The 22,862-nt window shown below is 68.8% G+C and carries 27 protein-coding genes and 1 pseudogene; 6 read left to right on the top strand and 22 right to left on the bottom strand.

What is annotated here, in order from left to right; all coding sequences use genetic code 11:
• Positions 1 to 718, bottom strand: a 718-nt coding sequence (locus tag FXN61_RS30940) for an AfsR/SARP family transcriptional regulator (RefSeq protein ID WP_312878114.1), incomplete at its 3' end; no start/stop codon positions are given.
• Between the two features lie 102 nt (positions 719 to 820).
• On the opposite strand from FXN61_RS30940, the gene FXN61_RS30935 reads away from it, so the two are divergent.
• A complete protein-coding gene (locus tag FXN61_RS30935; RefSeq protein WP_167977521.1) occupies positions 821 to 1,333 on the top strand; it encodes an RICIN domain-containing protein in 513 nt (170 codons plus the stop codon).
• 51 nt (positions 1,334 to 1,384) lie between these two features.
• Here FXN61_RS30935 and metK read toward each other — a convergent pair whose 3' ends face one another.
• The 12 genes and pseudogenes from metK to pyrR form a co-directional block, all read right to left on the bottom strand.
• Positions 1,385 to 2,587, bottom strand: a complete 1,203-nt coding sequence (gene metK, locus FXN61_RS30930; protein ID WP_167977520.1) for a methionine adenosyltransferase — start codon at positions 2,585 to 2,587, stop codon at positions 1,385 to 1,387.
• Entirely contained in the window at positions 2,584 to 3,876 is a 1,293-nt protein-coding gene (gene coaBC / locus FXN61_RS30925) for a bifunctional phosphopantothenoylcysteine decarboxylase/phosphopantothenate--cysteine ligase CoaBC (RefSeq protein WP_188135657.1), read from the bottom strand. Before coaBC ends, metK begins: the two co-directional genes overlap by 4 nt.
• A 172-nt stretch (positions 3,877 to 4,048) precedes the next feature.
• Entirely contained in the window at positions 4,049 to 4,330 is a 282-nt protein-coding gene (gene rpoZ / locus FXN61_RS30920) for a DNA-directed RNA polymerase subunit omega (protein ID WP_167977519.1), read from the bottom strand.
• Positions 4,331 to 4,333: 3 nt separating this feature from the next.
• Positions 4,334 to 4,930, bottom strand: coding sequence for a guanylate kinase (gene gmk, locus FXN61_RS30915; RefSeq protein WP_167977518.1), 597 nt, complete (start codon positions 4,928 to 4,930; stop codon positions 4,334 to 4,336).
• Positions 4,931 to 5,248 (bottom strand): integration host factor, actinobacterial type, encoded by a 318-nt coding sequence (gene mihF, locus FXN61_RS30910; protein WP_030471603.1) that lies wholly within the window; start codon positions 5,246 to 5,248, stop codon positions 4,931 to 4,933.
• Between the two features lie 296 nt (positions 5,249 to 5,544).
• Positions 5,545 to 6,357 (bottom strand): orotidine-5'-phosphate decarboxylase, encoded by an 813-nt coding sequence (pyrF, locus tag FXN61_RS30905; RefSeq protein ID WP_167977517.1) that lies wholly within the window; start codon positions 6,355 to 6,357, stop codon positions 5,545 to 5,547.
• A pseudogene (carB, locus tag FXN61_RS30900) lies at positions 6,354 to 9,655 on the bottom strand (carbamoyl-phosphate synthase large subunit). Before carB ends, pyrF begins: the two are co-directional and overlap by 4 nt.
• Positions 9,655 to 10,815, bottom strand: a complete 1,161-nt coding sequence (carA, locus tag FXN61_RS30895; protein ID WP_167977516.1) for a glutamine-hydrolyzing carbamoyl-phosphate synthase small subunit — start codon at positions 10,813 to 10,815, stop codon at positions 9,655 to 9,657. The pseudogene carB and the gene carA overlap by 1 nt, the downstream one beginning before the upstream one ends.
• A complete protein-coding gene (locus FXN61_RS30890) occupies positions 10,764 to 11,270 on the bottom strand; it encodes a PH-like domain-containing protein (protein ID WP_167977515.1) in 507 nt (168 codons plus the stop codon). Before FXN61_RS30890 ends, carA begins: the two co-directional genes overlap by 52 nt.
• Entirely contained in the window at positions 11,267 to 12,577 is a 1,311-nt protein-coding gene (locus tag FXN61_RS30885) for a dihydroorotase (protein WP_167977514.1), read from the bottom strand. The genes FXN61_RS30890 and FXN61_RS30885 overlap by 4 nt, the downstream gene beginning before the upstream one ends.
• Complete coding sequence (locus FXN61_RS30880; RefSeq protein WP_167977513.1) at positions 12,574 to 13,506, bottom strand: aspartate carbamoyltransferase catalytic subunit; 933 nt, start codon at positions 13,504 to 13,506, stop codon at positions 12,574 to 12,576. Before FXN61_RS30880 ends, FXN61_RS30885 begins: the two co-directional genes overlap by 4 nt.
• The gene (gene pyrR, locus FXN61_RS30875) at positions 13,503 to 14,075 is read right to left on the bottom strand and encodes a bifunctional pyr operon transcriptional regulator/uracil phosphoribosyltransferase PyrR (protein ID WP_167977512.1); all 573 of its coding nucleotides are present in this window, start codon (positions 14,073 to 14,075) and stop codon (positions 13,503 to 13,505) included. Before pyrR ends, FXN61_RS30880 begins: the two co-directional genes overlap by 4 nt.
• Positions 14,076 to 14,332: 257 nt before the next feature.
• Here pyrR and bldD point away from each other — a divergent pair, with 257 nt between their 5' ends.
• Positions 14,333 to 14,821: a transcriptional regulator BldD gene (gene bldD, locus FXN61_RS30870; RefSeq protein WP_030471611.1), complete on the top strand. Its 489-nt coding sequence runs from the start codon at positions 14,333 to 14,335 to the stop codon at positions 14,819 to 14,821.
• A 164-nt stretch (positions 14,822 to 14,985) separates the two neighbouring features.
• Here bldD and FXN61_RS30865 read toward each other — a convergent pair whose 3' ends face one another.
• A complete protein-coding gene (locus FXN61_RS30865) occupies positions 14,986 to 15,153 on the bottom strand; it encodes a hypothetical protein (RefSeq protein ID WP_167977511.1) in 168 nt (55 codons plus the stop codon).
• Between the two features lie 12 nt (positions 15,154 to 15,165).
• Positions 15,166 to 15,975, bottom strand: coding sequence for a sigma-70 family RNA polymerase sigma factor (locus FXN61_RS30860; protein ID WP_281360737.1), 810 nt, complete (start codon positions 15,973 to 15,975; stop codon positions 15,166 to 15,168).
• An 86-nt stretch (positions 15,976 to 16,061) separates the two neighbouring features.
• Here FXN61_RS30860 and FXN61_RS30855 point away from each other — a divergent pair, with 86 nt between their 5' ends.
• Together FXN61_RS30855 and FXN61_RS30850 are read left to right on the top strand one after the other, a co-directional pair.
• A complete protein-coding gene (locus FXN61_RS30855) occupies positions 16,062 to 16,769 on the top strand; it encodes an SDR family oxidoreductase (RefSeq protein ID WP_167977510.1) in 708 nt (235 codons plus the stop codon).
• 12 nt (positions 16,770 to 16,781) lie between these two features.
• Positions 16,782 to 17,423 (top strand): HD domain-containing protein, encoded by a 642-nt coding sequence (locus tag FXN61_RS30850; RefSeq protein ID WP_167977509.1) that lies wholly within the window; start codon positions 16,782 to 16,784, stop codon positions 17,421 to 17,423.
• On the opposite strand, the gene FXN61_RS30845 is transcribed toward FXN61_RS30850, so the two are convergent.
• From FXN61_RS30845 to FXN61_RS53005, 3 genes are read right to left on the bottom strand one after another with little or no spacing between them, the layout of a single operon-like run.
• Positions 17,420 to 17,962 carry a cysteine dioxygenase family protein gene (locus tag FXN61_RS30845; RefSeq protein ID WP_223165669.1) on the bottom strand — a complete coding sequence of 181 codons (543 nt, stop codon included), beginning with the start codon at positions 17,960 to 17,962 and terminating at the stop codon, positions 17,420 to 17,422. The genes FXN61_RS30850 and FXN61_RS30845 overlap by 4 nt on opposite strands.
• Positions 17,959 to 18,366 (bottom strand): dihydrofolate reductase family protein, encoded by a 408-nt coding sequence (locus tag FXN61_RS30840; RefSeq protein ID WP_246292216.1) that lies wholly within the window; start codon positions 18,364 to 18,366, stop codon positions 17,959 to 17,961. The genes FXN61_RS30845 and FXN61_RS30840 overlap by 4 nt, the downstream gene beginning before the upstream one ends.
• Positions 18,276 to 18,566 carry a hypothetical protein gene (locus tag FXN61_RS53005; protein ID WP_246292215.1) on the bottom strand — a complete coding sequence of 97 codons (291 nt, stop codon included), beginning with the start codon at positions 18,564 to 18,566 and terminating at the stop codon, positions 18,276 to 18,278. The genes FXN61_RS30840 and FXN61_RS53005 overlap by 91 nt, the downstream gene beginning before the upstream one ends.
• 75 nt (positions 18,567 to 18,641) lie before the next feature.
• On the opposite strand from FXN61_RS53005, the gene FXN61_RS30835 reads away from it, so the two are divergent.
• On the top strand, positions 18,642 to 19,508 hold the full coding sequence (locus FXN61_RS30835; protein WP_167977508.1) for a LysR family transcriptional regulator: 867 nt from the start codon (positions 18,642 to 18,644) through the stop codon (positions 19,506 to 19,508).
• A 52-nt stretch (positions 19,509 to 19,560) separates the two neighbouring features.
• On the opposite strand, the gene nusB is transcribed toward FXN61_RS30835, so the two are convergent.
• Genes nusB through FXN61_RS30820 form a run of 3 tightly spaced genes read right to left on the bottom strand, consistent with a single transcriptional unit; the run spans position 19,561 to position 21,657 of the window.
• Positions 19,561 to 19,980: a transcription antitermination factor NusB gene (gene nusB / locus FXN61_RS30830; protein WP_167977507.1), complete on the bottom strand. Its 420-nt coding sequence runs from the start codon at positions 19,978 to 19,980 to the stop codon at positions 19,561 to 19,563.
• Positions 19,980 to 20,549, bottom strand: a complete 570-nt coding sequence (gene efp, locus FXN61_RS30825) for an elongation factor P (protein WP_167977506.1) — start codon at positions 20,547 to 20,549, stop codon at positions 19,980 to 19,982. Before efp ends, nusB begins: the two co-directional genes overlap by 1 nt.
• 31 nt (positions 20,550 to 20,580) lie before the next feature.
• Complete coding sequence (locus tag FXN61_RS30820) at positions 20,581 to 21,657, bottom strand: M24 family metallopeptidase (RefSeq protein ID WP_167977505.1); 1,077 nt, start codon at positions 21,655 to 21,657, stop codon at positions 20,581 to 20,583.
• A 35-nt stretch (positions 21,658 to 21,692) separates the two neighbouring features.
• On the opposite strand from FXN61_RS30820, the gene FXN61_RS30815 reads away from it, so the two are divergent.
• Positions 21,693 to 22,097 (top strand): B-4DMT family transporter, encoded by a 405-nt coding sequence (locus FXN61_RS30815; RefSeq protein ID WP_167977504.1) that lies wholly within the window; start codon positions 21,693 to 21,695, stop codon positions 22,095 to 22,097.
• On the opposite strand, the gene FXN61_RS30810 is transcribed toward FXN61_RS30815, so the two are convergent.
• The coding region (locus FXN61_RS30810) for an SDR family NAD(P)-dependent oxidoreductase (protein ID WP_167977503.1) at positions 22,083 to 22,862 on the bottom strand (780 nt) is incomplete at its 5' end. The genes FXN61_RS30815 and FXN61_RS30810 overlap by 15 nt on opposite strands.

The raw sequence follows: 22,862 nt of genomic DNA, 5'->3' as shown, positions 1-22,862 counted from the left end.
GGTCGAGTGCGGTGTCCTGGCGGAGGACGGCCGCCTCCAGCTCCCGCAGGGCCGGGTTCGGGTCGATCCCCAGTTCCTCGCCGAGCGTGTTGCCGCAGGCGCTGGTACGCCGCTGAGCGCGTCGCTGACGTCCGCAGCGGTACAGCGCGAGCATCAGCTGGCCGTGCACGTGCTCGTGAAACGGCTGCTCCCGGCCGCGCCACTCCAGCTCCGGCACGAGCAGCGCGTGCTCACCGAGCGACAGCCGCACCTCGGTGAGCGCGTCTACGGCGTCGGTCCTGAGCGCGGCGATGCGCTCGGCTTGCTCGTCCAGCCACGCGTGGCCTGCCACGTCCACCAGCGGCCGATCACGCCAGCAGGCGAGCGCCGCCCGCAGGTGCGCCGCTCGACCAGCCGGGTCGGCCTCGCGCTTGCTCAGTTCCATCAGCCGTTGGACCGCAAGGAGATCCGTGTCGGCGTAGAGCACGTACCCAGGCGCACGCGCCACGATCGCCGCACGGTCGCCGAGCACGCCACGCAAATAGGACACGTGGTGCTGGAGCGTGTTCGCGGCCGTCCGGGGCGCGTGGTCTCCCCACACCACCTCGCCCAACCGGTCAGTGCTCACGATTTCGCCTGCCCGCAGCGCGAGAACGGCGAGCACCGCCTTGCGGCGAAGGCCTCGCACCTCCCTCGGCACGCCGTCCACCGTCACGTCGACCGGGCCCAGAATCCGCACCTGCACACCAGGTAGTCGTCCGGCGACCCGGTGATGTCAGCCTGGAACGCCGTTTCCGTCAGGTTTCAGTCCCGTGCCAGGCACGACGGTCATGGTTCGGCCATGAACATTCGCAGAAAGATGCTCGTCGTGCTGGCGGCGCTCGGGCTGGCGCTCACCGCGAGCGGCGGAGTCGCGAACGCCGCTGGTGTCTTCAAACCCATCAAGAACACGTGGAGCGGCCTGTGCCTGCAGCCCGAGGGCGGCAGCACGTTCGACGCGCGGATCGTGCAGATGCCCTGCGTTCCCGGCAGCGCCATCCAGAACTGGCACTTCGACAGGATCTCCAGCAACAACTACCAGATCATCAACGAGGCCAGCGGCCGCTGCTTCTACATGAACGGCCCGGTCCGCCGCGGGTCGCCCGTCGCCCAGGTGGCGTGCCTGCCGCGGGTCAGCAACCACGTGTGGAAGACCATCCCGGCGCCGCCGAGCATCGCCGAGATCGAGTCGATGGCGGGCGGCGACCACAACCTGTGCCTCGACGTACCGGGTGCCCAGACCACCGCCGGGCTGATCATGCAGACCTGGGACTGCAACAACACCCCCGCGCAGCGCTTCGTCATCGGTTTCTGACAGCGCGACGGCCCGCCTCCCGGAAGGGAAGCGGGCCGTGTCAGCGAACGATCAGGCGCCGGCGGCGGTGCGCAGGGCGTCCGCGCGGTCCGTCGACTCCCAGGGCAGCTCGACGTCGGTGCGGCCGAAGTGGCCGTACGCGGCGGTCGGGGCGTAGATCGGGCGCAGCAGGTCGAGGTCGCGGATGATCGCGGCCGGCCGGAGGTCGAACACCTCGGTGATGGCCTGCTGGATCTTCTGCGGGTCCACGGTCTCGGTGCCGAAGGTCTCGACGAACAGACCCACCGGGGCCGCCTTGCCGATGGCGTAGGCGACCTGGACCTCGACGCGGGTGGCGAGGCCGGCCGCGACGGTGTTCTTGGCGACCCAGCGCATGGCGTACGCGGCGGAGCGGTCGACCTTCGACGGGTCCTTGCCGGAGAAGGCGCCGCCGCCGTGGCGGGCCATGCCGCCGTAGGTGTCGACGATGATCTTGCGTCCGGTCAGGCCGGCGTCACCCATCGGGCCGCCGATGACGAAGCGGCCGGTCGGGTTGGTGAGCAGGCGGACGTTCGTGGTGTCGAGGCCGAGCCCGTCGATCTCGGGGGCGACCACGTGCGTGCGGAGGTCGACGCCGAGCAGCTTCTCCAGGTCGATGCCGTCGGCGTGCTGCGTGGAGATGACGACGGTGTCGAGGCGGACGGGCTGGTCGCCCGCGTACTCGATGGTGACCTGGGTCTTGCCGTCCGGGCGCAGGTACGGAACCGTGCCGTCCTTGCGGACCGCGGAGAGCCTGCGGGAAAGCCGGTGGGCCAGCGCGATCGGCAGCGGCATGAGCTCGGGGGTGTCGGTGCACGCGTACCCGAACATCAGGCCCTGGTCGCCGGCGCCCTGCTTGTCGATCTCGTCGGCCGCACCCTCGACGCGGTTCTCGAACGCCGTGTCGACACCCTGGGCGATGTCCGGGGACTGCGCGCCGATGGCGACGTTCACGCCGCACGAGTGGCCGTCGAAGCCCTTCGCGGACGAGTCGTAGCCGATCTCCAGGATCTTCTCGCGGACGATCGTGGGGATGTCCGCGTACGCCTCGGTGGTCACCTCACCCGCGACGTGGACCTGGCCGGTGGTGACCATCGTCTCCACCGCGACGCGGGAGCGCGGGTCCTTGGCCAGCAACGCGTCCAGGATCGAGTCGCTGATCGCGTCGCAGATCTTGTCCGGGTGTCCCTCGGTCACCGACTCACTGGTGAACAGCCTGCTGCTGTGCTGGCTCACGGACACTCCTTCTGTGCGGGTTGGTCTGAGAAAAGTCTACTGAGACTCGGGCAAGCGGGCGGTAACCGCGTCCACACCGCGGACGCCACTTGCGTCTTCGGTCCGTGAGGTATAGGCGTCTCGGCGCCGTCCTTGGACAGCAGCCAGCCGGCGTTGTCCTCCTGCTCGAACGCCTTGCCGTCGCCGACCGCGTTCACCACCAGCAGGTCACAGCCCTTGCGTTGCAGCTTGGCACGGCCGTAGTCGAGCACCGACGTGGTCTCGTCGCCGGTCTCCGCGGCGAACCCGACGATCACCTGCCCCTCCCGACGTGCGGAAACGAGTTCCGCGAGAATGTCGGGGTTCTTCGTCAACGAGATCGGGTCAGGATCGCCGGAAGTCTTCTTGATCTTGTGGCCGGAGAGCGACACGGGCCGGAAGTCGGCCACCGCGGCCGCCATCACGACCACGTCGGCGTCCGCCGCCACCTTGTGCATGGCGTCGCGCAGCTCCACCGCCGAGCCGACCCGGACCAGGTCGACCCCGGCGGGCGTGGCCAGGTCCGCGGTGTTGCCCGCGACCAACGTCACGCGTGCGCCGCGTTGTGCCGCCACCCGTGCGAGCGCATAGCCCTGCTTGCCGGACGAGCGGTTGCCGATGAACCGCACCGGATCGAGAGGTTCGCGCGTGCCACCGGCGGAGATCGCGACGTGCACGCCTTCCAGTGTCCGCTGCAGAGCGTCGGAACGCACCAGCAGCAGCCGGGCCAGTTCGACGATCTCGGCGGGGTCCGGCAGACGGCCCTTGCCGGTGTCCTTGCCGGTCAGCCGGCCGGACGCCGGTTCGGCGACGACGACACCGCGCGAGCGCAGCAGTGCCACGTTGTGCTGGGTGGCCGGGTGCTCCCACATCTCGGTGTGCATCGCGGGCACCAGCAGGACCGGGCAGCGCGCGGTCAGCAGGGTGTTCGTCAGCAGGTCGTCGGCGAGGCCGTGCGCGGCCTTCGCGATGAGGTTCGCGGTCGCCGGCGCGACGACCACGAGGTCTGCGTTCTGCCCGAGCTTGACGTGCGGGACCTCGTGCACGTCGTCGAACGGGTCAGCGGACACGACCTGGCCGGACAGCGCCTCGAACGTGGCGGCTCCCACGAACTTCAAGGCGCCCTCGGTCGGGACGACCCGCACCGAGTGACCGGACTCGGTCAGCCGCCGCAGGACCTCACAGGCCTTGTACGCGGCGATGCCCCCGCCAACCCCGAGAACGATCCGGGGCCGAACAGGGGCATCGGCGTCAGACGAAGCGGAATTCAAGCCTTCTCCCGTGAGGAACGACCGGCCAGGGTCACGCCTCCGCGAGGAGGAACCCCGCTGGGGGTCCGGGGGCTTGCCCCCGGCTGGGGTGTGGGGGCTCGGCCCCCACAAGACACGCTGAGACGACTTGGTTCGCGCTTTCCGCGAACACACCTCGCCCCGAGTATCGGCTCTACTCGCTGCCCTCGGTGTGCTCCAGGAGACCCGCGTGGATCTCGCGGAGAGCAATCGAGAGGGGCTTCTCACGCGGGCCCGGCTCGACGAGCGGGCCGACGTACTCGAGCAGGCCCTCGCCGAGCTGCGCGTAGTAGTCGTTGATCTGGCGGGCACGCTTCGCGGCGTAGATCACCAACGCGTACTTCGAGCTCACCTGCTCAAGCAGGTCGTCGATCGGCGGGTTGGTGATGCCCTCCGGGGAACCGGTCAGGTGACCGAGCTCGGTGTGGGTGATCACTCGTCAATCTCCTGAAATTCGTGGTCCGACCATCAAGGATAGCAAGTCGGCCGCCGCAGACTTCACGTCGGCGTTGATTACCACCTCGTCGAACTCCTTTTCGGCCGCGAGCTCCTCACGGGCGATGTCGAGCCTGCGCTCCACCACCGCCGGGTCCTCGGTGCCACGGCCGGTCAAACGCCTCACCAGGTGCTCCCACGACGGGGGCATCAGCATCACGAGCTGGGCGTCCGGCATCGCGACACGGACCTGGCGCGCACCCTGCAGTTCGATCTCGAGCAGGGCGGGACGACCGGAGGCCAGAGCCTCCTCGACGGGCCTGCGGGGAGTCCCGTAGCAGTTTCCCGCGAACTCGGCGTGTTCGAGGAACTCGCCGGCCGCGATCATCTGCTGGAACTTCTCGCGGTCCACGAAGTGGTAGTGCACTCCGTCGACCTCGCCCGGCCTCGGCTTCCTGGTGGTCGCCGAGACGGAAAAGTAGATATCGGGTTGCTGCCTGCGCAGCTCCGCCAGAACGCTGGATTTACCCACGCCTGACGGCCCGGACAAGACGGTGAGACGGGAGCGGACAGAGCCCGCTCCCGTCTCGGTGTCACTCACTCACTCTCCGCTGAACTCGGAGAGCAGGGCCTTGCGCTGACGGTCACCGAGACCGCGCAGGCGACGGCTGGGAGCGATCTCGAGGCGCTCCATGATCTGCTGCGCGCGCACCTTGCCGACACCCGGCAGGGCCTCGAGCAGCGCGGACACCTTCATCTTGCCCAGGACCTCGTCGCTCTCGGCGGCCTTGAGCACGTCCGTAAGGGTCGTGCCGCCGCGCTTGAGGCGCTCCTTGAGCTCAGCCCGAGCGCGACGAGCGGCAGCAGCCTTCTCCAGCGCTGCGGCTCGCTGCTCCTCGGTAAGCTGGGGAAGAGCCACGATTTCCTCCGTGGTGTGGATTCTTTTCGGATCGGTGCCGCGACCGTACCGACCGCAATTGCCTGAGTACAACGTGACCCAGTCAGGTAAATCTTCAGCGGTCATGAGTGATGCGGCGGGTGGTAGTAGTACCAACACCCTCCAACCGCCTGATCACCGCCACCGGCGACTCGTCGCACACTCAGCGTGTGCTATGAGGCCGGTGACCAGCGGGGCAGCCGGTGGGCTGGACCCTACCAACACATGTTTCCCCAGGTGAGCGCGCCACACCCCAAAAGTTGCGGCGCGCCCCTCCTCTACAGGCTCTCCTGGACCCTTCGCACGGCGCTGACCAGCGACGATACGTCCGGCCCATGCTTGAGAACATCTCGTGAAGAAGTCGGAAAGACGTTGCGCATGTCGGGTCCGAAGAGCCGTTTTAGATCAGCGACCGAGCCACCCTGAGCGCCGAAACCGGGGGCCAGGATCGGGCCGTTGAACCCCGCGAGGTCCACATCCGTTTCCCCGATCGTGGCACCCACGACGAGACCAACATCGCCGCACGGGGAAATGCCGGAATTCCGAGCGGTGGCGAAATCGATGATCGTCTGTGCCACGGTTCGCCCGTCCGGAGCAACCGTCCGCTGGACCTGGGCACCCTCCGGGTTCGACGTGAGCGCCAGCACGAACACGCCGCGGCCGGTCGCCCGCGCCGTGTCCAGCGCGGGCTGCAGCGATCCGAAGCCGAGGAACGGCGACAGCGTCACCGCGTCGCCGGCCAGCGGCGAGCCGTCGCCCAGGTACGCCTCTGCGTAGGCGGCCATGGTCGAACCGATGTCGCCGCGCTTGGCGTCGACCAGCACCAGCGTGCCGGAGTCGCGCAGCTCCGCGATCACCCGTTCCAGCACGGCGACGCCACGCGACCCGTGGGCCTCGAAGAACGCCGCCTGCGGCTTCACCATCGACACCTTGCCGCCGAACGCCTCCACAGCCGTCAGAGCGAACCGTTCGAGGCCCTCAGCGGTCCGTGAGAGGCCCCACGCGTCCAGCAGGCTCGGGTGCGGGTCGATCCCGACGCACAGGGGCCCGTGCGCCGCGACGGCTTTCGCGAGCTTCTCGCCGAACGTCATGCGTCTCCCCTCAGAGCGGCCTGGAGCGCCTGCAACGGCTGCACCCCGATGTCACCGCGGATCATCGCCTCGATGCCGTGCACGGCCGCGGCAGCGCCCTGGATCGTGGTGACGCAAGGGATGTCCTTCGCCACGGCCGCGGTGCGGATCTCGTAGCCGTCGATGCGCGGCCCGCTGTTGCCGTACGGCGTGTTGAAGATCATGTCGATCTCGCCGGCCAGGATCATGTCGACGACGTTGCCCTCGCCCTCGAAGTGCTTGCGCACCTCGGTGCACGGGATCCCGTTGCGCTTCAGCACCTCCGCCGTGCCCGCGGTCGCCAGGATCTGGAAGCCCAGGTCGGCCAGCCGCTTGACCGGGAAGATCATCGCGCGCTTGTCGCGGTTCGCGAACGACACGAAGACCTTGCCCGACGTCGGCAGCGAGCCGTACGAGGCGGTCTGCGACTTCGCGAACGCCTTGCCGAACGACGAGTCGATGCCCATGACCTCGCCGGTGGACTTCATCTCCGGGCCCAGCAACGAGTCGACGCCGTGACCTTCGGGCGTGCGGAAGCGGTGGAACTGCATGACCGCCTCCTTCACCGCGACCGGCGCGTGCTCGGGCAGCTTGGCGCCGTCACCGGTGGCCGGCAGGATGCCCTCGGCGCGCAGTTCCGCGATCGTGCGCCGAGCATGACCCGTGACGCGGCCTTGGCCATCGACACCGCCGTCGCCTTGGACACGAACGGCACCGTGCGCGACGCACGCGGGTTTGCCTCCAGGACGTACAGCACGTCGTCCTTGAGCGCGTACTGGACGTTCAGGAGCCCGCGAACGCCGATGCCCTTGGCGATGGCCTCGGTGGAGCGGCGGACGTTCGCGATGTCCGACGCGCCGAGCGTGATCGGCGGCAATGCGCAGGACGAGTCGCCGGAATGCACACCGGCTTCCTCGATGTGCTCCATCACGCCGCCGATGAACACCTCGTCGCCGTCGCACAGCGCGTCGACGTCGATCTCGATGGCGTCGTCGAGGAACCGGTCGACCAGCACCGGGTGCTCGGGCGTCACCTCGGTCGCGCGGGCGATGTAGCCCGACAGCGACTCCTCGTCGTACACGATCTCCATGCCCCGGCCGCCCAGGACGTAGGACGGCCGTACGAGGACCGGGTAGCCGATCTCGTCGGCGATCTCCTTCGCCTCGTCGAACGACGTGGCCGTGCCGAACTTCGGCGCGGGCAGACCGGCCTCGTTCAGCACCTTGCCGAACTGGCCGCGGTCCTCGGCGAGGTGGATCGCCTCTGGCGTCGTGCCCACGACCGGCACACCGGCGTCGGACAGGCGCTGCGCCAGGCCCAGCGGCGTCTGGCCGCCGAGCTGCACGATGACACCCGCGACCTCACCGGAGCGCTGCTCGGAGTGCACGACCTCCAGCACGTCCTCGAACGTCAGCGGCTCGAAGTACAAGCGGTCGGACGTGTCGTAGTCCGTCGACACCGTCTCCGGGTTGCAGTTGACCATCACGGTCTCGTACCCGGCCTCGCGCAACGCCATCGCCGCGTGCACGCACGAGTAGTCGAACTCGATGCCCTGCCCGATGCGGTTCGGGCCGGAGCCGAGGATCAGGACCTTCGGCTTCTCCCGCTGCTCCGCGACCTCGGACTCGGCGTTCGGGTCCAGCTCGTACGCGGAGTAGTGGTACGGCGTCTCGGACTTGAACTCCGCCGCGCACGTGTCGACCGTCTTGTAGACCGGCCGCACGCCCAGACGGTGCCGCAGCGTGCGCACGCCGTTCTCACCGGCGAGCTCCGGCCGCAGCACGGCGATCTGCCGGTCGGACAGGCCGGCGCGCTTCGCCTTGCGCAGCAACGGCTCGTCGAGCACGGGAGCGTCCAGCAGCTCCGTGCGCAACGTGCCGAGCCAGGCGATCTGCTCGATGAACCACGGGTCGATCCCCGACGCCCGGTAGACGTCCTCAATGGACGCACCGAGCCGGAGAGCACGCTCGACCGTGTAGAGGCGCCCGTCGTGACCGCGCTCCAGCTGCTTCAGAGTGGACTCCAGAGTAGTGCCCTCCGGGTCCGGCTGAGTCCAGAAACCGACCGATTTCGTTTCCAGCGAACGCAGTGCTTTGCCCAGTGCCTCGACGAAGTTGCGACCGATCGACATGGCCTCGCCGACCGACTTCATCGTGGTCGTCAGCGTCGGGTCCGCACCGGGGAACTTCTCGAAGGCGAACCGCGGCGCCTTCACGACCACGTAGTCGAGCGTCGGCTCGAACGACGCCGGGGTCTCCCCCGTGATGTCGTTCGTGATCTCGTCGAGCGTGTAACCGATGGCGAGCTTCGCGGCGATCTTGGCGATCGGGAAGCCGGTCGCCTTGGACGCCAGCGCCGACGAACGCGACACGCGCGGGTTCATCTCGATGACGACCATGCGGCCGTTGTCGGGGTGGATGGCGAACTGGATGTTGCAGCCACCCGTGTCGACGCCGACCTCGCGGATGACCTGGATGCCGACGTCGCGCATGTGCTGGTACTCGCGGTCGGTCAGCGTCATCGCGGGCGCCACCGTCACCGAGTCACCGGTGTGCACGCCCATCGGGTCGATGTTCTCGATCGAGCAGATGACCACGACGTTGTCGTTGCGGTCACGCATGAGCTCGAGCTCGTACTCCTTCCAGCCGAGCACGCTCTCCTCGATGAGCACCTCGGTGACCGGAGACTCCTCGAGGCCGATGGACGCGAGGCGCTCCAGCTCCTCCTCGGTGTACGCCATGCCCGAACCGAGGCCGCCCATGGTGAACGACGGCCGGATGACCACGGGCAGACCGAGGTCGGCGACGGTCTTGCGGACCTCGTCCATCGACTTGCACACGGCCGAACGCGGGACCTCGGCGCCGATCCTGCGCACCAGGTCCTTGAAGATCTGCCGGTCCTCGCCGCGCTGGATGGCGTCGATGTCCGCGCCGATCAGCTCGACGTTGTACTTCTCCAGCACGCCGCGCTCGTGCAGCGCGATGGCCGTGTTCAGCGCGGTCTGCCCGCCCAGCGTCGCCAGGATCGCGTCCGGGCGTTCCTGTGCGATGACCTTCTCCACGAACTCGGCCGTGATCGGCTCGATGTAGGTGGCGTCGGCGAACTCCGGGTCCGTCATGATCGTCGCCGGGTTGGAGTTGACCAGGCTGACGCGCAGGCCCTCCTCGCGCAGCACCCGGCACGCCTGGGTGCCGGAGTAGTCGAACTCGCACGCCTGACCGATCACGATCGGGCCGGAGCCGATGACCAGGATGTGCTTGAGATCAGTCCTCTTCGGCATCAGCGGGCCTCATTCATCAGCGTCACGAACTCGTCGAACAAGGACGCGGCGTCGTGCGGGCCCGCCGCGGCCTCGGGGTGGTACTGCACGGAGAACGCCGGGGCGTCGAGCAGCCGGACGCCCTCGATGGTGCCGTCGTTGGGGCAGTAGTGGGACAGGATCGCCCGGCCGAACTCGGAGGAGAACTCCTCGCCCGGCGTGCCTTCCAGCGCGAACCCGTGGTTCTGCGAGGTGATGGCGACCTTGCCGGTGGCCACGTCGATCACCGGGATGTTGATGCCGCGGTGCCCGTAGCGCATCTTGTACGTCCCGCGACCGACCGCACGACCGAGGATCTGGTTGCCGAAACAGATGCCGAACAACGGGAGCTTGCGGCCCAGCGCCTCACGAGTCAGCGCGATCGCGTGATCCTGCGTCGCGGGGTCACCCGGACCGTTGGAGAGGAACAGGCCGTCCGGGCTGACCTTCAGGATGTCCTCGAAGCTGCTCGTCAACGGCAGCACGTGCACCTCGATGCCGCGCGCCGCCATCATCCGCGGGGTGTTCGACTTGATGCCCAGGTCGAGCGCGGCGACCGTGAACTTCTTCTCGCCGATGGCCTCGACCACGTACGGCTTGTCCGTGGTGACGTCGACCGCGAGGTTCGCGCCGACCATCTGCGCGGAAGCCTTGACCTGCTCGACCATCGACGCGTCGTCGGTCAGGTCTGAGCCGGAGAAGACACCGGCGCGCATCGCGCCCTGCTCACGGATGTGGCGGGTCAGCGTGCGGGTGTCGAGGCCCGCGATGCCGACGACGCCCTGGTTGACCAGTTCCTCGTCCAGGCCGCGCTTGGACCGCCAGTTCGACGGTGTGCGGGCGGGATCGCGGACCACGTAGCCCGCGACCCAGATCCTCGAGGACTCGTCGTCCTCGTCGTTCCAGCCCGTGTTGCCGATCTGCGGCGCGGTCTGCACCACGATCTGGCGGTGGTAGGAGGGGTCGGTCAGGGTTTCCTGGTAGCCGGTCATGGCCGTGGAGAACACGACCTCGCCGAGCGAGACGCCGGTCGCTCCGTACGCCTCACCGCGGAAGACACGTCCGTCTTCCAGCACCAATGCCGCGTTCGTCACGCCTTGCCCTCCGTGTTCACCGGGTTTTGGCTGAGTGCTGCAACCCATTCGTCGTAAACGTCTTTGTCGTCACCGCGGAACCCGGTGTCGAACAGGTGACCCTGGTTTTCCCACTGGACCACCAGAAGTCCCTCTTCGCTGAACATGACCTTCCCGGCGAGCCCGCGGTCGGTGCGGGCGTCCCGGATGGAGTCAGCGGGGATGAAGATCGGCGTCGCGCCGGTGCGGTCGATCGCGATGCCTTCCGGCACAAGGCTCAGCGTGGCCTCCGCGCGGTGGCCGATGTCGCCGACCTGGATGCGGTCCTGCCAGTTGCCGGCGTTCGTCGTGCCGATGTAGACGCCCGTGGTCGCGAGCTTCGGCGCGCCCAGGGTGTCCGGCTTCGCGGGGAACGCGGGCAGGTCTGCTTGCTTGGCCTGGCGTCGCTTCCAGCCGTGGTACATGCCGTAGACGCAGAGTGCGAAGAAGGCGAAGACCGCCAGAACGAGCAGTACGCGGGTCATTCCGCAATCCTCCTGTCCACGATCATTTGGCGCAGTGCGGTGACCCGGCCACGCAAGATGGTCGCCGTCACCGCGCCGGGCAGCTCCATGCCCTCGAACGGGGTGTTGCCCGAGACGCTCGCGAGCTCCGCGCCGTTCACCGTCCACGTCGCGTCCGGGTCGACCAGCACCAGGTTCGCCGGCTCGCCCACCTCGATCGGGCGGCCCTGGTCGGTCAGGCCGGCGATCTCGGCGGGCCTCTCGCTCATCACGCGCGCGACGCCGCGCCAGTCGAGCAGGCCGGTCCTCACCATCGTCTCGACGACGATGCCGAGAGCGGTCTGCAGTCCGAGCATTCCCGGCCGGGCCGCCGACCACTCGCAGTCCTTGTCCTGGATCGCGTGCGGGGCGTGGTCCGTGGCGACGCAGTCGATGGTGCCGTCCGCGAGTGCCTGGCGCAGCGCGTCGACGTCCTGCTGCGTGCGCAGCGGCGGGTTGACCTTGTTGACCGGGTCGTACGTGCTCAGCCGGTCGTCGGTCAGGATCAGGTGGTGCGGGGTGACCTCAGCGGACACCTTGGTGCCACGCGCCTTCGCCCACTTGAGCACGTCCGCGGTGCCGGTTGTGCTGACGTGGCAGACGTGCAGCCTCGCGTCGACCTGCTTGGCGAGGATGCAGTCGCGGGCGACGATCGACTCCTCGGCCGCGGCGGGCCAGCCCTGCAGGCCGAGCCGGGACGCGTTCTCGCCCTCGTGGGCCTGGGCGCCGATGGTGAGACGCGGCTCCTCGGCGTGCTGGGCGATCACCGCGTTCAGCGACTTCGAGTACTCGAGGGCGCGGCGCATGATCAACGGGTCGTGCACGCAGAGGCCGTCGTCGGAGAACACGCGCACGTTGGCCTTGGACTTGGCCATCGTGCCGAGCTCGGCGAGCTTCTCGCCCTTGAGCCCGACGGTGACGGCGCCGACCGGGTGGACGTCGACCAGGCCGACCTCCCTGCCGCGGCTGGCCACGTGCTCGACGATCACCGCGTTGTCGGCGACCGGGTCGGTGTTGGCCATCGCGAAAACCGCTGTGTAGCCACCAAGAGCGGCTGCGCGCGAGCCGGTCTCGATGGTCTCGGTGTCCTCGCGACCCGGCTCACGCAGGTGGGTGTGCAGGTCCACGAAGCCGGGGAGAACGATCGCCCCGTTGCCTTCGATGATCTCGGCGTTGTCGCCGTGCTGAGCCAGATCATTTTGGCTGGCGATCACGCCGTCGCGGATCAGCAGATCGATCGGTTCCCCCTCGCCGTAGGGCCTAACTCCCTTGAGCAGCAAGGGCTTCACGCGTTTTCCTCCTCGTGGGCAAGCAGGTGGTACAGCACGGCCATGCGCACGTGGACACCGTTGCGGACCTGCTCGGTGATGGCGGCCTGCGGGCTGTCGGCGACCACGGAGGCGATCTCCATGCCGCGCAGCATCGGGCCGGGGTGCAGCACGACGGCGTGCTCTGGCAGCAGCTTCAGGCGGCGCTCGTTGAGGCCATAGGCGATCGAGTACTCGCGGGCGCTCGGGAAGAACCCGCCGTGCATCCGTTCGGCCTGCACGCGCAGCAACATCACCGCGTCCTGCGACGCGAGCTCGGCGTCGATCTCGTGCGAGACCGTGACCGGCCACTTCTCCACGCCCGTCGGCAGGAGCGTGGGCGGGGCCACCAGGGTGACCTCGGCTCCGAGCGCAGTGAGCAGGTGCACGTTCGACCGCGCGACCCGGCTGTGCAGGACGTCGCCGACGATCGCGACGCGGCGGCCGTCGAGGCTGCCGAGGCGGTCGCGCAACGTGGCGGCGTCGAGCAGCGCCTGCGTGGGGTGCTCGTGCATGCCGTCGCCCGCGTTCACCACGGACGTGTTGGTGTGCTTGAGCCAGCCCGCGAGCCGGTGGGCGGCACCGGAGGCGGGGTGGCGCACGATCACGCAGTCCGCGCCGGCGGCCTGCAGGGTCAGCGCGGTGTCACGGAGCGACTCGCCCTTGCTGACGCTGGAACCGGAGCTGCTGACGTTGATCACGTCCGCGGACATCCACTTGCCGGCGATCTCGAACGACACCCGCGTCCGGGTGCTGTTCTCGTAGAACATCGTGATCACGGTGCGGCCGCGCAGCGTCGGCAGCTTGCGGACCTCGCGGCCGAGCAGCGCCTGCTTCAGCCTGTCCGCGGTGTCGAGGATCGCGGTCGCCTGGTCGCGATCGAGGCCGTCGGTGGAGAGCAGGTGCTTCACTTCAGCACCACTCCGTCACGGCCGTCGAACTCTTCCAGCATGACCACGACGTCCTCCGTCTTGGACGTCGGCAGGTTCTTGCCGACGTAGTCCGCGCGGATCGGCAGTTCGCGGTGACCGCGGTCGACCAGCACGGCGAGCTGCACCGCACGCGGACGGCCGTGGTCGCGGAGAGCGTCGAGCGCGGCGCGGATGGTGCGACCGGAGAACAGGACGTCGTCCACGAGCACGACGAGCTTGTCGTCGATGCCACCCTCTGGCAGCTTCGTCGTCTCCAGCGGCCTCGTCGGGCCTCTGCGCAGGTCATCGCGGTAGAGGGTGATGTCGAGCGTGCCCTCGTGCACCGTCCGGCCGGAAAATTCGGCGATCTTAGCGGCTAAGCGACGTGCGAGGGGAGCTCCCCGGCTGGGAATACCCATCAAGACGACGTCGGGTGCACTGGGTGCATCGAGAGCGGTCTTCTCGATGATCTGATGGGCCATTCGGGCGACGGTGCGCGCGACGTCACCGGCCGACAGGATCTCGCGATCCCCGGCCGGATCCGTCGCGCCACGTTGACGTGACGCCACGGCTGGACCTCCTTCCCCGCCTCACTGGACGGGTCCTTAAAGGACGTCGGACACCTAGTAACAACTAGGCTGACCTGCACCGTATCACCTACGGACGGTCAACCATCCGAGTGGTGTCACAGGCGTGGCGCGCGTCTCTCGACGAGATCAGCTTGACCTGTCGACCACGGCGAGTAATCATTACTCTGCGTATCGATCTAAGCCTCCCCGCAGCGCGCCGGTACAGCTGTCGGGGCGAATGAACGGAGAACCGCCACATGGGCGACTACGCCAAGGCGCTGGGGGCCAAGCTCCGCGCTATCCGCCAGCAGCAGGGCCTGTCCCTGCACGGCGTCGAGCAGAAGTCCGGCGGTCGCTGGAAGGCCGTGGTCGTCGGCTCCTACGAGCGCGGTGACCGCGCGGTGACCGTGCAGAAGCTGGCCGAGCTGGCCGACTTCTACGGGGTTCCCGTCGCCGAGCTCCTGCCTGAGGGCCGCGTGCCTTCGGGTGCCGAGCCGGCCACCAAGATCGTGATCAACCTCGAACGGCTGCAGCAGCTGCCTGTCGAGAAGGTCGGCCCGCTGGCCCGCTACGCCGCGACGATCCAGTCGCAGCGCGGTGACTACAACGGCAAGGTCCTCTCCATCCGCACCGAGGACCTGCGCTCGCTCGCGATCATCTACGACATGACGCCGGGCGAGCTCACCGAGCAGCTCATCGACTGGGGTGTGCTGCCTCCCGAGGCCCGTCCCGCGAAGGAAGACTGAGCTCACGCTTTCTTCAGCAGTGGCTCCCTTGACGTCCTGTTAGTCGCCCCGAGGACGTCGAGGGGGCCATTGCTGCATTCAGGGGGTCCAGCGTCGCGGGCCGCACAGCACCGGCGGCGACTGAGCCGTGCAGCAGTTCGCCCAGGTCGTGGGGCCGTGCCTCCTCACCGGTGGGCACCGCCGTTCGTGGCGAGGGCCTGTTCGACAGCGGCGCGAATCCCGGTGTCGGTCCGTGACGGCAGGGCGACGATGCGGGCGGCGAGCTCCCCGGCGGCTGCCGAGCGCCCACCTCCGGCAGACACCCGGCGCGCGCTCGACGTGACCTGCGACAACAGTGGTATTGTTCACGAAACAAGTGCGGCGAGCTGCTCTTTGTCCTGAATGACGTGGATGGCGGCGATCTGTCCATCGAGGACGGTGAACGCCATCGCCGAGAACAGCACGCCGTCGACCCACGTGACGAAGCCGACCTCGCCACCGATGAGTGCGAACTGGATCTCCGCCATCGCGGCGTACTGGCGGAAGAGGCTGGCCCGCCCGGCCACGGTCCGTCCGCCGATGACCTCCAGATCGCCCGCGCGCAGCACGACGTCGGGGTGCAACACCGACACGAGCCCCTCCAGGTCGCCCTCCCTCGACGCCTTGAGGAACGCGTTCACCACTTCCCGCTGCTTCGGCAGGTCGACGTTCGGCTGCGGCCGTGCCTGCACACGTTTGCGCGCCCGGGACGCGAGCTGGCGGGTGGCCGCGGGTGTCTTGTCGATCAACGGCGCGATGTCGTCGAACGGCACCGCGAACATGTCGTGCAGCACGAACGCGAGCCGCTCATCGGGCTTCAGCGTGTCCAGCACGATCAGCATCGCCAGCCCGACCTCGTCGTTGGCCACGGCCTGGTGCTCGGGCTCTTCCTTGATGTCGATCACGGGGTCCGGCATCTCGAACGCGTGATCGCGCCTGTCCCGCAACATGTTCAGGCAGACCCGCGCGACCACGGTCGTGAGCCAGCCCTGCGGGTTCTCGACCTCGCTGGTGTCGGCCTTCTGCACGCGCAGCCACGCCTCCTGCAGCGCGTCGTCCGCCTCCGCGAACGACCCGAGCATCCGGTGGGCGACGGCGCGCAACCGCGTGCGCTCCTGCTCGAACTGCGCGATCAAACTTCCCCCTGTGGCCTGGCACGTTCGCTGTCACATTCTCGGGCGCCGCCGGGTCAACCGGACAACAGCTCACTTGGAGGGTAACCATGAAGATCCTCGTCACCGGCGGCACCGGCACCCTGGGCAAGCACGTCGTCCCGTTGCTGCGCGCTCACGGCGCCGACGTGGTCGTGCTGAGCCGCAGCAACGGCGACGTCACCTGCGACCTGCTGGCCGGCGACGTCCCGCAGATCGACGCCGACGTCGTGGTGCACCTGGCAGGTGGCCAGAAGGGCGACGACATCGCGACCCGCAACCTGCTCGCGGCCTGCTCAGGTGTTCGCCACTTCGTGTACATCTCGGTGATCGGCGCGGACACCGTGCCGCTGGCGTGGCTGCGGACGAAGCTCGCCTGCGAAGAGGCGATCGCCGACTCGGGCATCCCGTTCACGATCCTGCGCGCGGCCCAGTTCCACGACCTGACGCTCACGATGGTGCGCGCGATGGCGAAGCTGCCGATCGTGCCGGTGCCCGGCATGCGTCTGCAGCCCGTCGACGCCCGCGATGTCGCCACGCGGATCGTCGAGCTGGCCCTGGGGCAGCCTGCGGGTCGGGTGGCGGACCTGGCCGGGCCTGCTGTCTACGACATGCAGCAGCTCGTGCGGGACTACCTCGACACCACGGGCAAGCGGCGGCTCACGCTGCCGGTGCGGTTGCCCGGCAAGGCCGGGAAGGCTTACCGGGGCGGGCAGAACCTGACCTTGGACGGCGACCACGGCACCCGCACGTGGGAGGAGTTCCTTGCTGCGGGCTGACATCCTGACGAGGTGACCACCTCTGACGCAGGGCTTCTCGCCGACCTCAACCCGCTGCCGTCCGGTTTGGACTCCAGGCTGCGCGACCACCTCACGTTCCTGATCGAGGTCGACAGGCTGAAGACCGTTCTGCGCCAGTCACCGCTCGCGGCGGCGGACCGGCGGGAGAACGACGCGGAGCACTCCTGGCACCTCGCGCTCATGGTCATGCTCCTCGCGGAGTACGCCGACGAACCGATCGACACCGGCCACACGATCAAGCTCGTGGTCGTGCACGACCTCGTCGAGATCTACGCGGGCGACACCCCGATCTACGACACCGAGGCGGGCGTGAGCCAGCAGGAACGCGAAGAGGCCGCCGCGGAGCGGTTGTTCGGCATCCTGCCCGAGGACTCGGGCAGGCAGCTGCGGGCGCTGTGGGACGAGTTCGAGGCGCGCTCGACGCCGGAGGCGCGGTTCGCCAAGGCCATGGATCGGCTGCAACCCTTGCTGCTCAACTGGATGGCCAAGGGCGGAACCTGGCGCACCCCCGGCGTCACCGCGGACGCCGTGCGCGGCCGGAAGGCGGTGATCGGCGAGGCCTCGACGACGCTCTGGGAAGCCGCCAAGCACCTGATCGACGAAGGCGAGCGCCGAGGCTGGGCACGAACCTAAGGGGTGTTCCAGCCACCGACGAACCAGCGGACCTCCCCGGTCGCGGGGTCGTACAGCCGTCGTTCGATGGTGCCGATGTCGGCGCCGTAGACGTGGATCCCGATGGTCGGTTCATCGGCCGCGGCCACGACGGCGTGGACGTCGTCGTCGGTCGTGCAGCACACGGTGACCTGTCCGCGCTCCCAGACCTGTTCTCCCATCGGCGTGAGGGGACCGGGCCCGGTGGGCTTGGCGTAGCGGATCTCGCGTTCGGAGCCCGAGTAGATGCCGACGACGCCCCACGTTTCGTGGCCGTGCACGGGCGTGCGTTGCCCTGGAGCCCAGACGACGACGGCCACCGACCAGCTGCCGTCCGGGGCGATGTGGAGCGGGTAATTGACGTGGTGGTCGGCCGACGGACGGGTGAGCTCGGGCAGGAGCCGGTAGTCGCTGTCCAGCAAGGCCGACAACCGCTCCGCGACCAGCTTGGTGATCTCGTACTGGTCGTCGGTCGTGTCGACGATGGACGCCACGTCGTCGAGCAAGGCCTGCATCGTCATGACCGCACCACGCGGTAGGTCAGGTGCGTGAAGGTGCTGGCCGCGCGCGATTCGACCTGTTCGAGATTCAGTCCGGGAACGCCGTCGAACAGCCGCGTGCCGGCGCCGAGCGTGATCGGCACGATGCGCAGCCGCAGCTCATCGATCAGGCCGGCGGCGAGGTACTGGTTGACCGTGGTCGCTCCGCCGTGGATGGAGATGTTGCCGTCACCTGCCGCCTCGCGGGCGAGCTTGAACGCGGCCTCGATGCCGTCGGTGACGAAGTGGAACGTCGTGCCGCCCTCCATCGGCTGCGGGTCGCGCGGGTGGTGGGTCAGCACGAAGACCGGGGCGTGGTACGGCGGGTTGTCGCCCCACCAGCCGTTCCACTGACGGTCCCATTCGCCGCGGATCGGGCCGAACATGTTGCGGCCATGATGAACGCCTTGGTCTCGGCCAGCCGGTCCATCTGGATCTTCTGCTCAGCCGGGTCCTCGAACCAGGCGTGGAGCTTGCTGCCCCAGCCGTCGCCGCCGTCGTCGCCGAACGGACGGTCCTCGGTCTGGCCGTGCCCCGCCGAGTAGCCGTCGAGTGAGATCGAGAGATCGCAGGTCACCTTGGTCATGTGACGAGCATGGAGCATGCCTCGGTATGACGTCCAATGCCAAATTTCGCCACAACACATTGATAACCTTGATGAATGCTCAGCCTCGTCCACCTCAAGGTCCTCGCCGCGGTGGCCCGGCACGGCTCGGTGACCGAAGCGGCGAAGCAACTGCACTACTCGCAGCCGTCGGTGAGTCATCACCTGTCCCGGCTGGAAGCGGCCACGGGCGTCAAGCTCGTTCAGCGGATCGGCCGCGGGATCCGGTTGACGCCGGAAGGGCTGTTGCTGGCCAACCGGGCCGCCGAGATCGTGGGACGTGTCGACGCCGCGACCACCGAACTGGCGGCGCAGGCCGGCCTCCAGGCGGGACGGGTGCGGGTCGCGGCCAACGCGTCCACGCTGAGCACGATCGTGCCCAAGGCGGCCGCCGCGCTCGCCCAGGCACACCCCGGACTCGAACTGAACCTGGTCGAGCAGCACCCCGTCGAGGCGTTGCAGCTGTTGCGGCACGGCGAGATCGACGTTGCCCTCGTCTTCCGCCACGCCGACGACCCGGTCGAGGACGAGGGTTTCCGCCTCGTCCACATCGGTGACGACTCGGTCCACCTGCTCAGCCGGCGCCCCGGCGACACCCTCGCGAACCACCGCGACTCGGCCTGGATCGGAGGGTGCGACGCGTGCCGGGGAGAGTTGGAAGAGGTGTGCCGGCGCGAAGGCTTCACGCCCCGCATCGCCTCGCACAGCGACGACATCGTCGTCGTGCAGGCCCTCGTCGCCGCCGGCACGGGTGTCGCGATCCAGCCGGGCCTCGCGCTCCAGGCGCACCACCGGCCAGGCGTCCACGCCACCGAACTCCCCGGCTTCCGCCGGGAGATCCACGCCGTCACCTACGGCGAGCCACCCGACCCGCCCGCCGTCGCCGCTGTCCTGGACGCGTTCAGCCGAGCGGTCGGGCGATAACGCGCAACGGCCGCCACCCCGGTCAGGAATGGCGGCCGTTGCGTGTCGTACGTCAGAGAACAGCGCGCAGCTGGTCCGCGATCACCGCGATCCGGCCGAGCACGCCGTTCACGAACCGCGGCGAGTCGTCCGTGGACAGGCCCTTCGCGAGCTCCACGGCCTCGTCGATGGCCACCGCGTCCGGCACGTCGGCCGCCCACAGCAGCTCGTACAGGCCGAGGCGCAAGATCGCGCGGTCGACAGCAGGCATGCGCTGCAGGGTCCAGCCCTCGGCGTGTTCCGAGATGAGGTCGTCGATGCGCGCGCGGTTCGCGGTGACGCCCTCTACGAGCGTCACCGTGTAGTCGTTCACCGGCGGCACGTCAGGAGACCCGACGCGCGAGGCCAGCAGCGTCACGGCGTCGCCGCCGAGCAGGTCGGCTTCGTAGAGGAAGTCGACCGCGCGCTTGCGGGCCTTGCTCCGAGCACCCATCAGGACTTGTCGCTGATGCGGCCGAGGTAGCGGCCGTCGCGGGTGTCGACCTTGATCTTCTCGCCGGTCGTGACGAACAGCGGGACCTGGATCTCGGCGCCGGTCTCGAGCCTGGCCGGCTTGGTGCCGCCGGTGGAGCGGTCGCCCTGCAGGCCGGGGTCGGTGTGCTCGATGACGAGCTCGACCGACGTCGGGAGCTCGATGAACAGCGGCACGCCCTCGTGCATCGCGACGACGGCCTCCTGGTTCTCCAGCATGTAGTTGGCGGCGTCGCCAACGGTGTCGCCGGGGACCGGGATCTGGTCGTAGGTGTCGCCGTCCATGAAGATGAAGTCGGCGCCGTCCTTGTAGAGGAACGTCATGCCGCGCTTGTCCACGGTGGCGGTGTCGACCTTGGTGCCCGCGTTGAAGGTCTTGTCGACGACCTTCCCGGTCAGCACGTGCTTGAGGGTCGTGCGCACGAAGGCGCCACCCTTGCCGGGCTTGACGTGCTGGAACGCGGTGACGGTCCAGAGCTGGCCGTCGAGGTTCAGCACCAGGCCGTTCTTCAGGTCGTTCGTGGTGGCCACGGTGGGATTTCTCCTGTGTAGGACGGGGATGTCAGACGACCACGAGTTCCTTCGTGGTCAGGGTGAGGAGCTCCGGCCCGCTTTCGCGCACCACGAGGGTGTCCTCGATGCGGACTCCGCCCCGCCCCGACAAGTAGACGCCGGGCTCGACGGTGACCGCCATACCGGCCGAAAGTGTACCGTCACCCACCTTCGACAACGCCGGTGCCTCGTGGATCTCCAGCCCGACGCCGTGGCCGAGGCCGTGCAGGAACTCCTCGCCGTGCCCCGCCTTCTCGATCACCTCGCGCGACGCGTGGTCGACGTCGCTCACCTTCACACCCGGCTTCAACGCGGCGCGCCCGGCCGCCTGCGACCGCGCGACCAGGTCGTACAGGTCGCGCTGCCAGTCAGCGGGCTTGCCGAGGACGAGCGTGCGGGTCATGTCCGAGTGGTAGCCGTCGACCAGCGCGCCGAAGTCGAGCTTGATGAAGTCGCCCTGATGCAGGACGGCGTCGGTCGGCGCGTGGTGCGGCACCGCCGAGTTCGCTCCGAACGCCACGATCGAGGAGAACGACGGCCCCTCCGCGCCGTGGTCGAGCATGCGGCTCTCGAGCTCGCGCGCGACCTCGCGTTCCGTCGTACCTGCTCTGAGGCCGCCGTGCCCGATCAACGCCGCCAGCGCCCGGTCCGCCGCGGCGCACGCCATCCGCAGCGCTTCGATCTCGACCTCGTCCTTGACCAGCCGCAGCTTCTCGACCAGCCCGCCCGCCCTCTGGAGCTCCGCTTTCCCGGCAGCCTGGGTCAGCGCTTCGAGCCCGTCCACCGTGACGTGGTGACTCTCGAACCCGAGCCGTCCCTTGCCTCGCTGGGCCAGCGCGACGTCGCACGGCCGGTCGATCAGCCGCTCCAGGTCCGGCACCTGTTTCGCCGACTGCGTGAGATAGCGGCCATCGGTGCAGAACACCGACGTGTCGTCGCCGTTCGCGTCGATCAGGACGGCGGCGTTCGATCCGGTGAACCCGGTGAGGTACCGGACGTTCAACAGGTTCGTCACGAGGAGGGCGTCCAGGTTCGTGGCCTGGAGCTCCTGACGCAGTGCGGTTCGGCGTGCGGCGTACGACGACATGTCTCGCAGCGTACGGCCAGTCCTAAGCTGTCCGCATGCGTCCTTGGTTCGTCCGTGCGTTGTGGATGGGGCTCCTGCACGGAGCCGTGCAGACCGGCGTGGCGGCCGTGGGCGTGCGAAGCCCCGAGGCGAGCTCGGTCCGCCCCATCGCCATCGGCCTTCTGGTCGCCGCGGCGGTGATCTGGGGCGCGGTCGATCGCCTGCGCGGACTGCCGTCGCGGGGCATGCAGTGGTTCATCGCCGCTCTGATCGCCGGGCCGTTCGCCGGGGCTCTCGGGGTGATCGGGTCGGCGTTGCTGGTCGACCAGACCGGGCAGGAAGCCCTGTGGGTGGCGTTGACGGGCGGAGCCGCCTTCACGGCGTTGCTGATCCTGGCGCCCGCCGGGCTGGGGATGGCGCTGGGCGGGTTCCTGGTGCAGAAGGACTCAGCTCGCGACTAGATCGTGGTAGGTCTTGCCGCGACCCATCCTGAGCACCCTCATGACGGACCGCTTCGCCAATGCCGTGGCCATCGCGTCACCCACACGAGGTGAAAGAGCCTCACCAAGCAGCAGCGTGTTCGCCCTGCGCGGCAACACGACCCGTCGCGTGCCTCGACGGACGGCTTTGACCACCGCCAGCCCGACCTCGTCCGCCGACAGCGGCGTCATGTACCGGAACGGCGGCGGCATCTCGGCTTGGTCGGCGTCCCGCAACAGGTCGGTGGCGGTGAGCGCCGGATGGATCACCGAGACCCGGACGCCACTCCCCCGCACCTCCTGACGAAGGCTGTCCGAGAACGCGGAGACTCCGTGCATCACGATCGCGTACGAGCCGAACCGCGCGAACGCCTTGCGGCCCATCACGGACGACATGTTCACGATCGTGCCCTTGTGCCGACGCAAGACCGGGAGCGCGCGCTGCGTCACGTTGATCATCCCGAACAGGCTCGCCTTCTGCGTCTCGCGGAGGTCGTCCGCGAACGTCGCCGACTCGACACCGCCCACTCTCCCGATGCCGGCGTTGTTCACGAGCACGTCGATCCGCCCGAACTTCCCGACCGCGGCGTCCACCAGTGCCGCCACCGCGTCCGGGGACGTCACGTCGGCCGGCACCGCGAGCGCTTCCGCACCCAGGTCGCGAACCTCCTTCTCCACCTCGGCGCAGCAGGTCCGGCCGCGCGGGCCGCGACACCAGCCGTGCTCCCTGCGCGGCGAACGCGAGCG

This window comes from Lentzea indica (genome assembly GCF_012184385.1).
Taxonomy (GTDB): Bacteria; Actinomycetota; Actinomycetes; order Mycobacteriales; family Pseudonocardiaceae; genus Lentzea; species Lentzea indica.
Note: the sequence above shows the minus strand (reverse complement) of the source record. Positions and strands in the feature narration are given on the sequence as shown.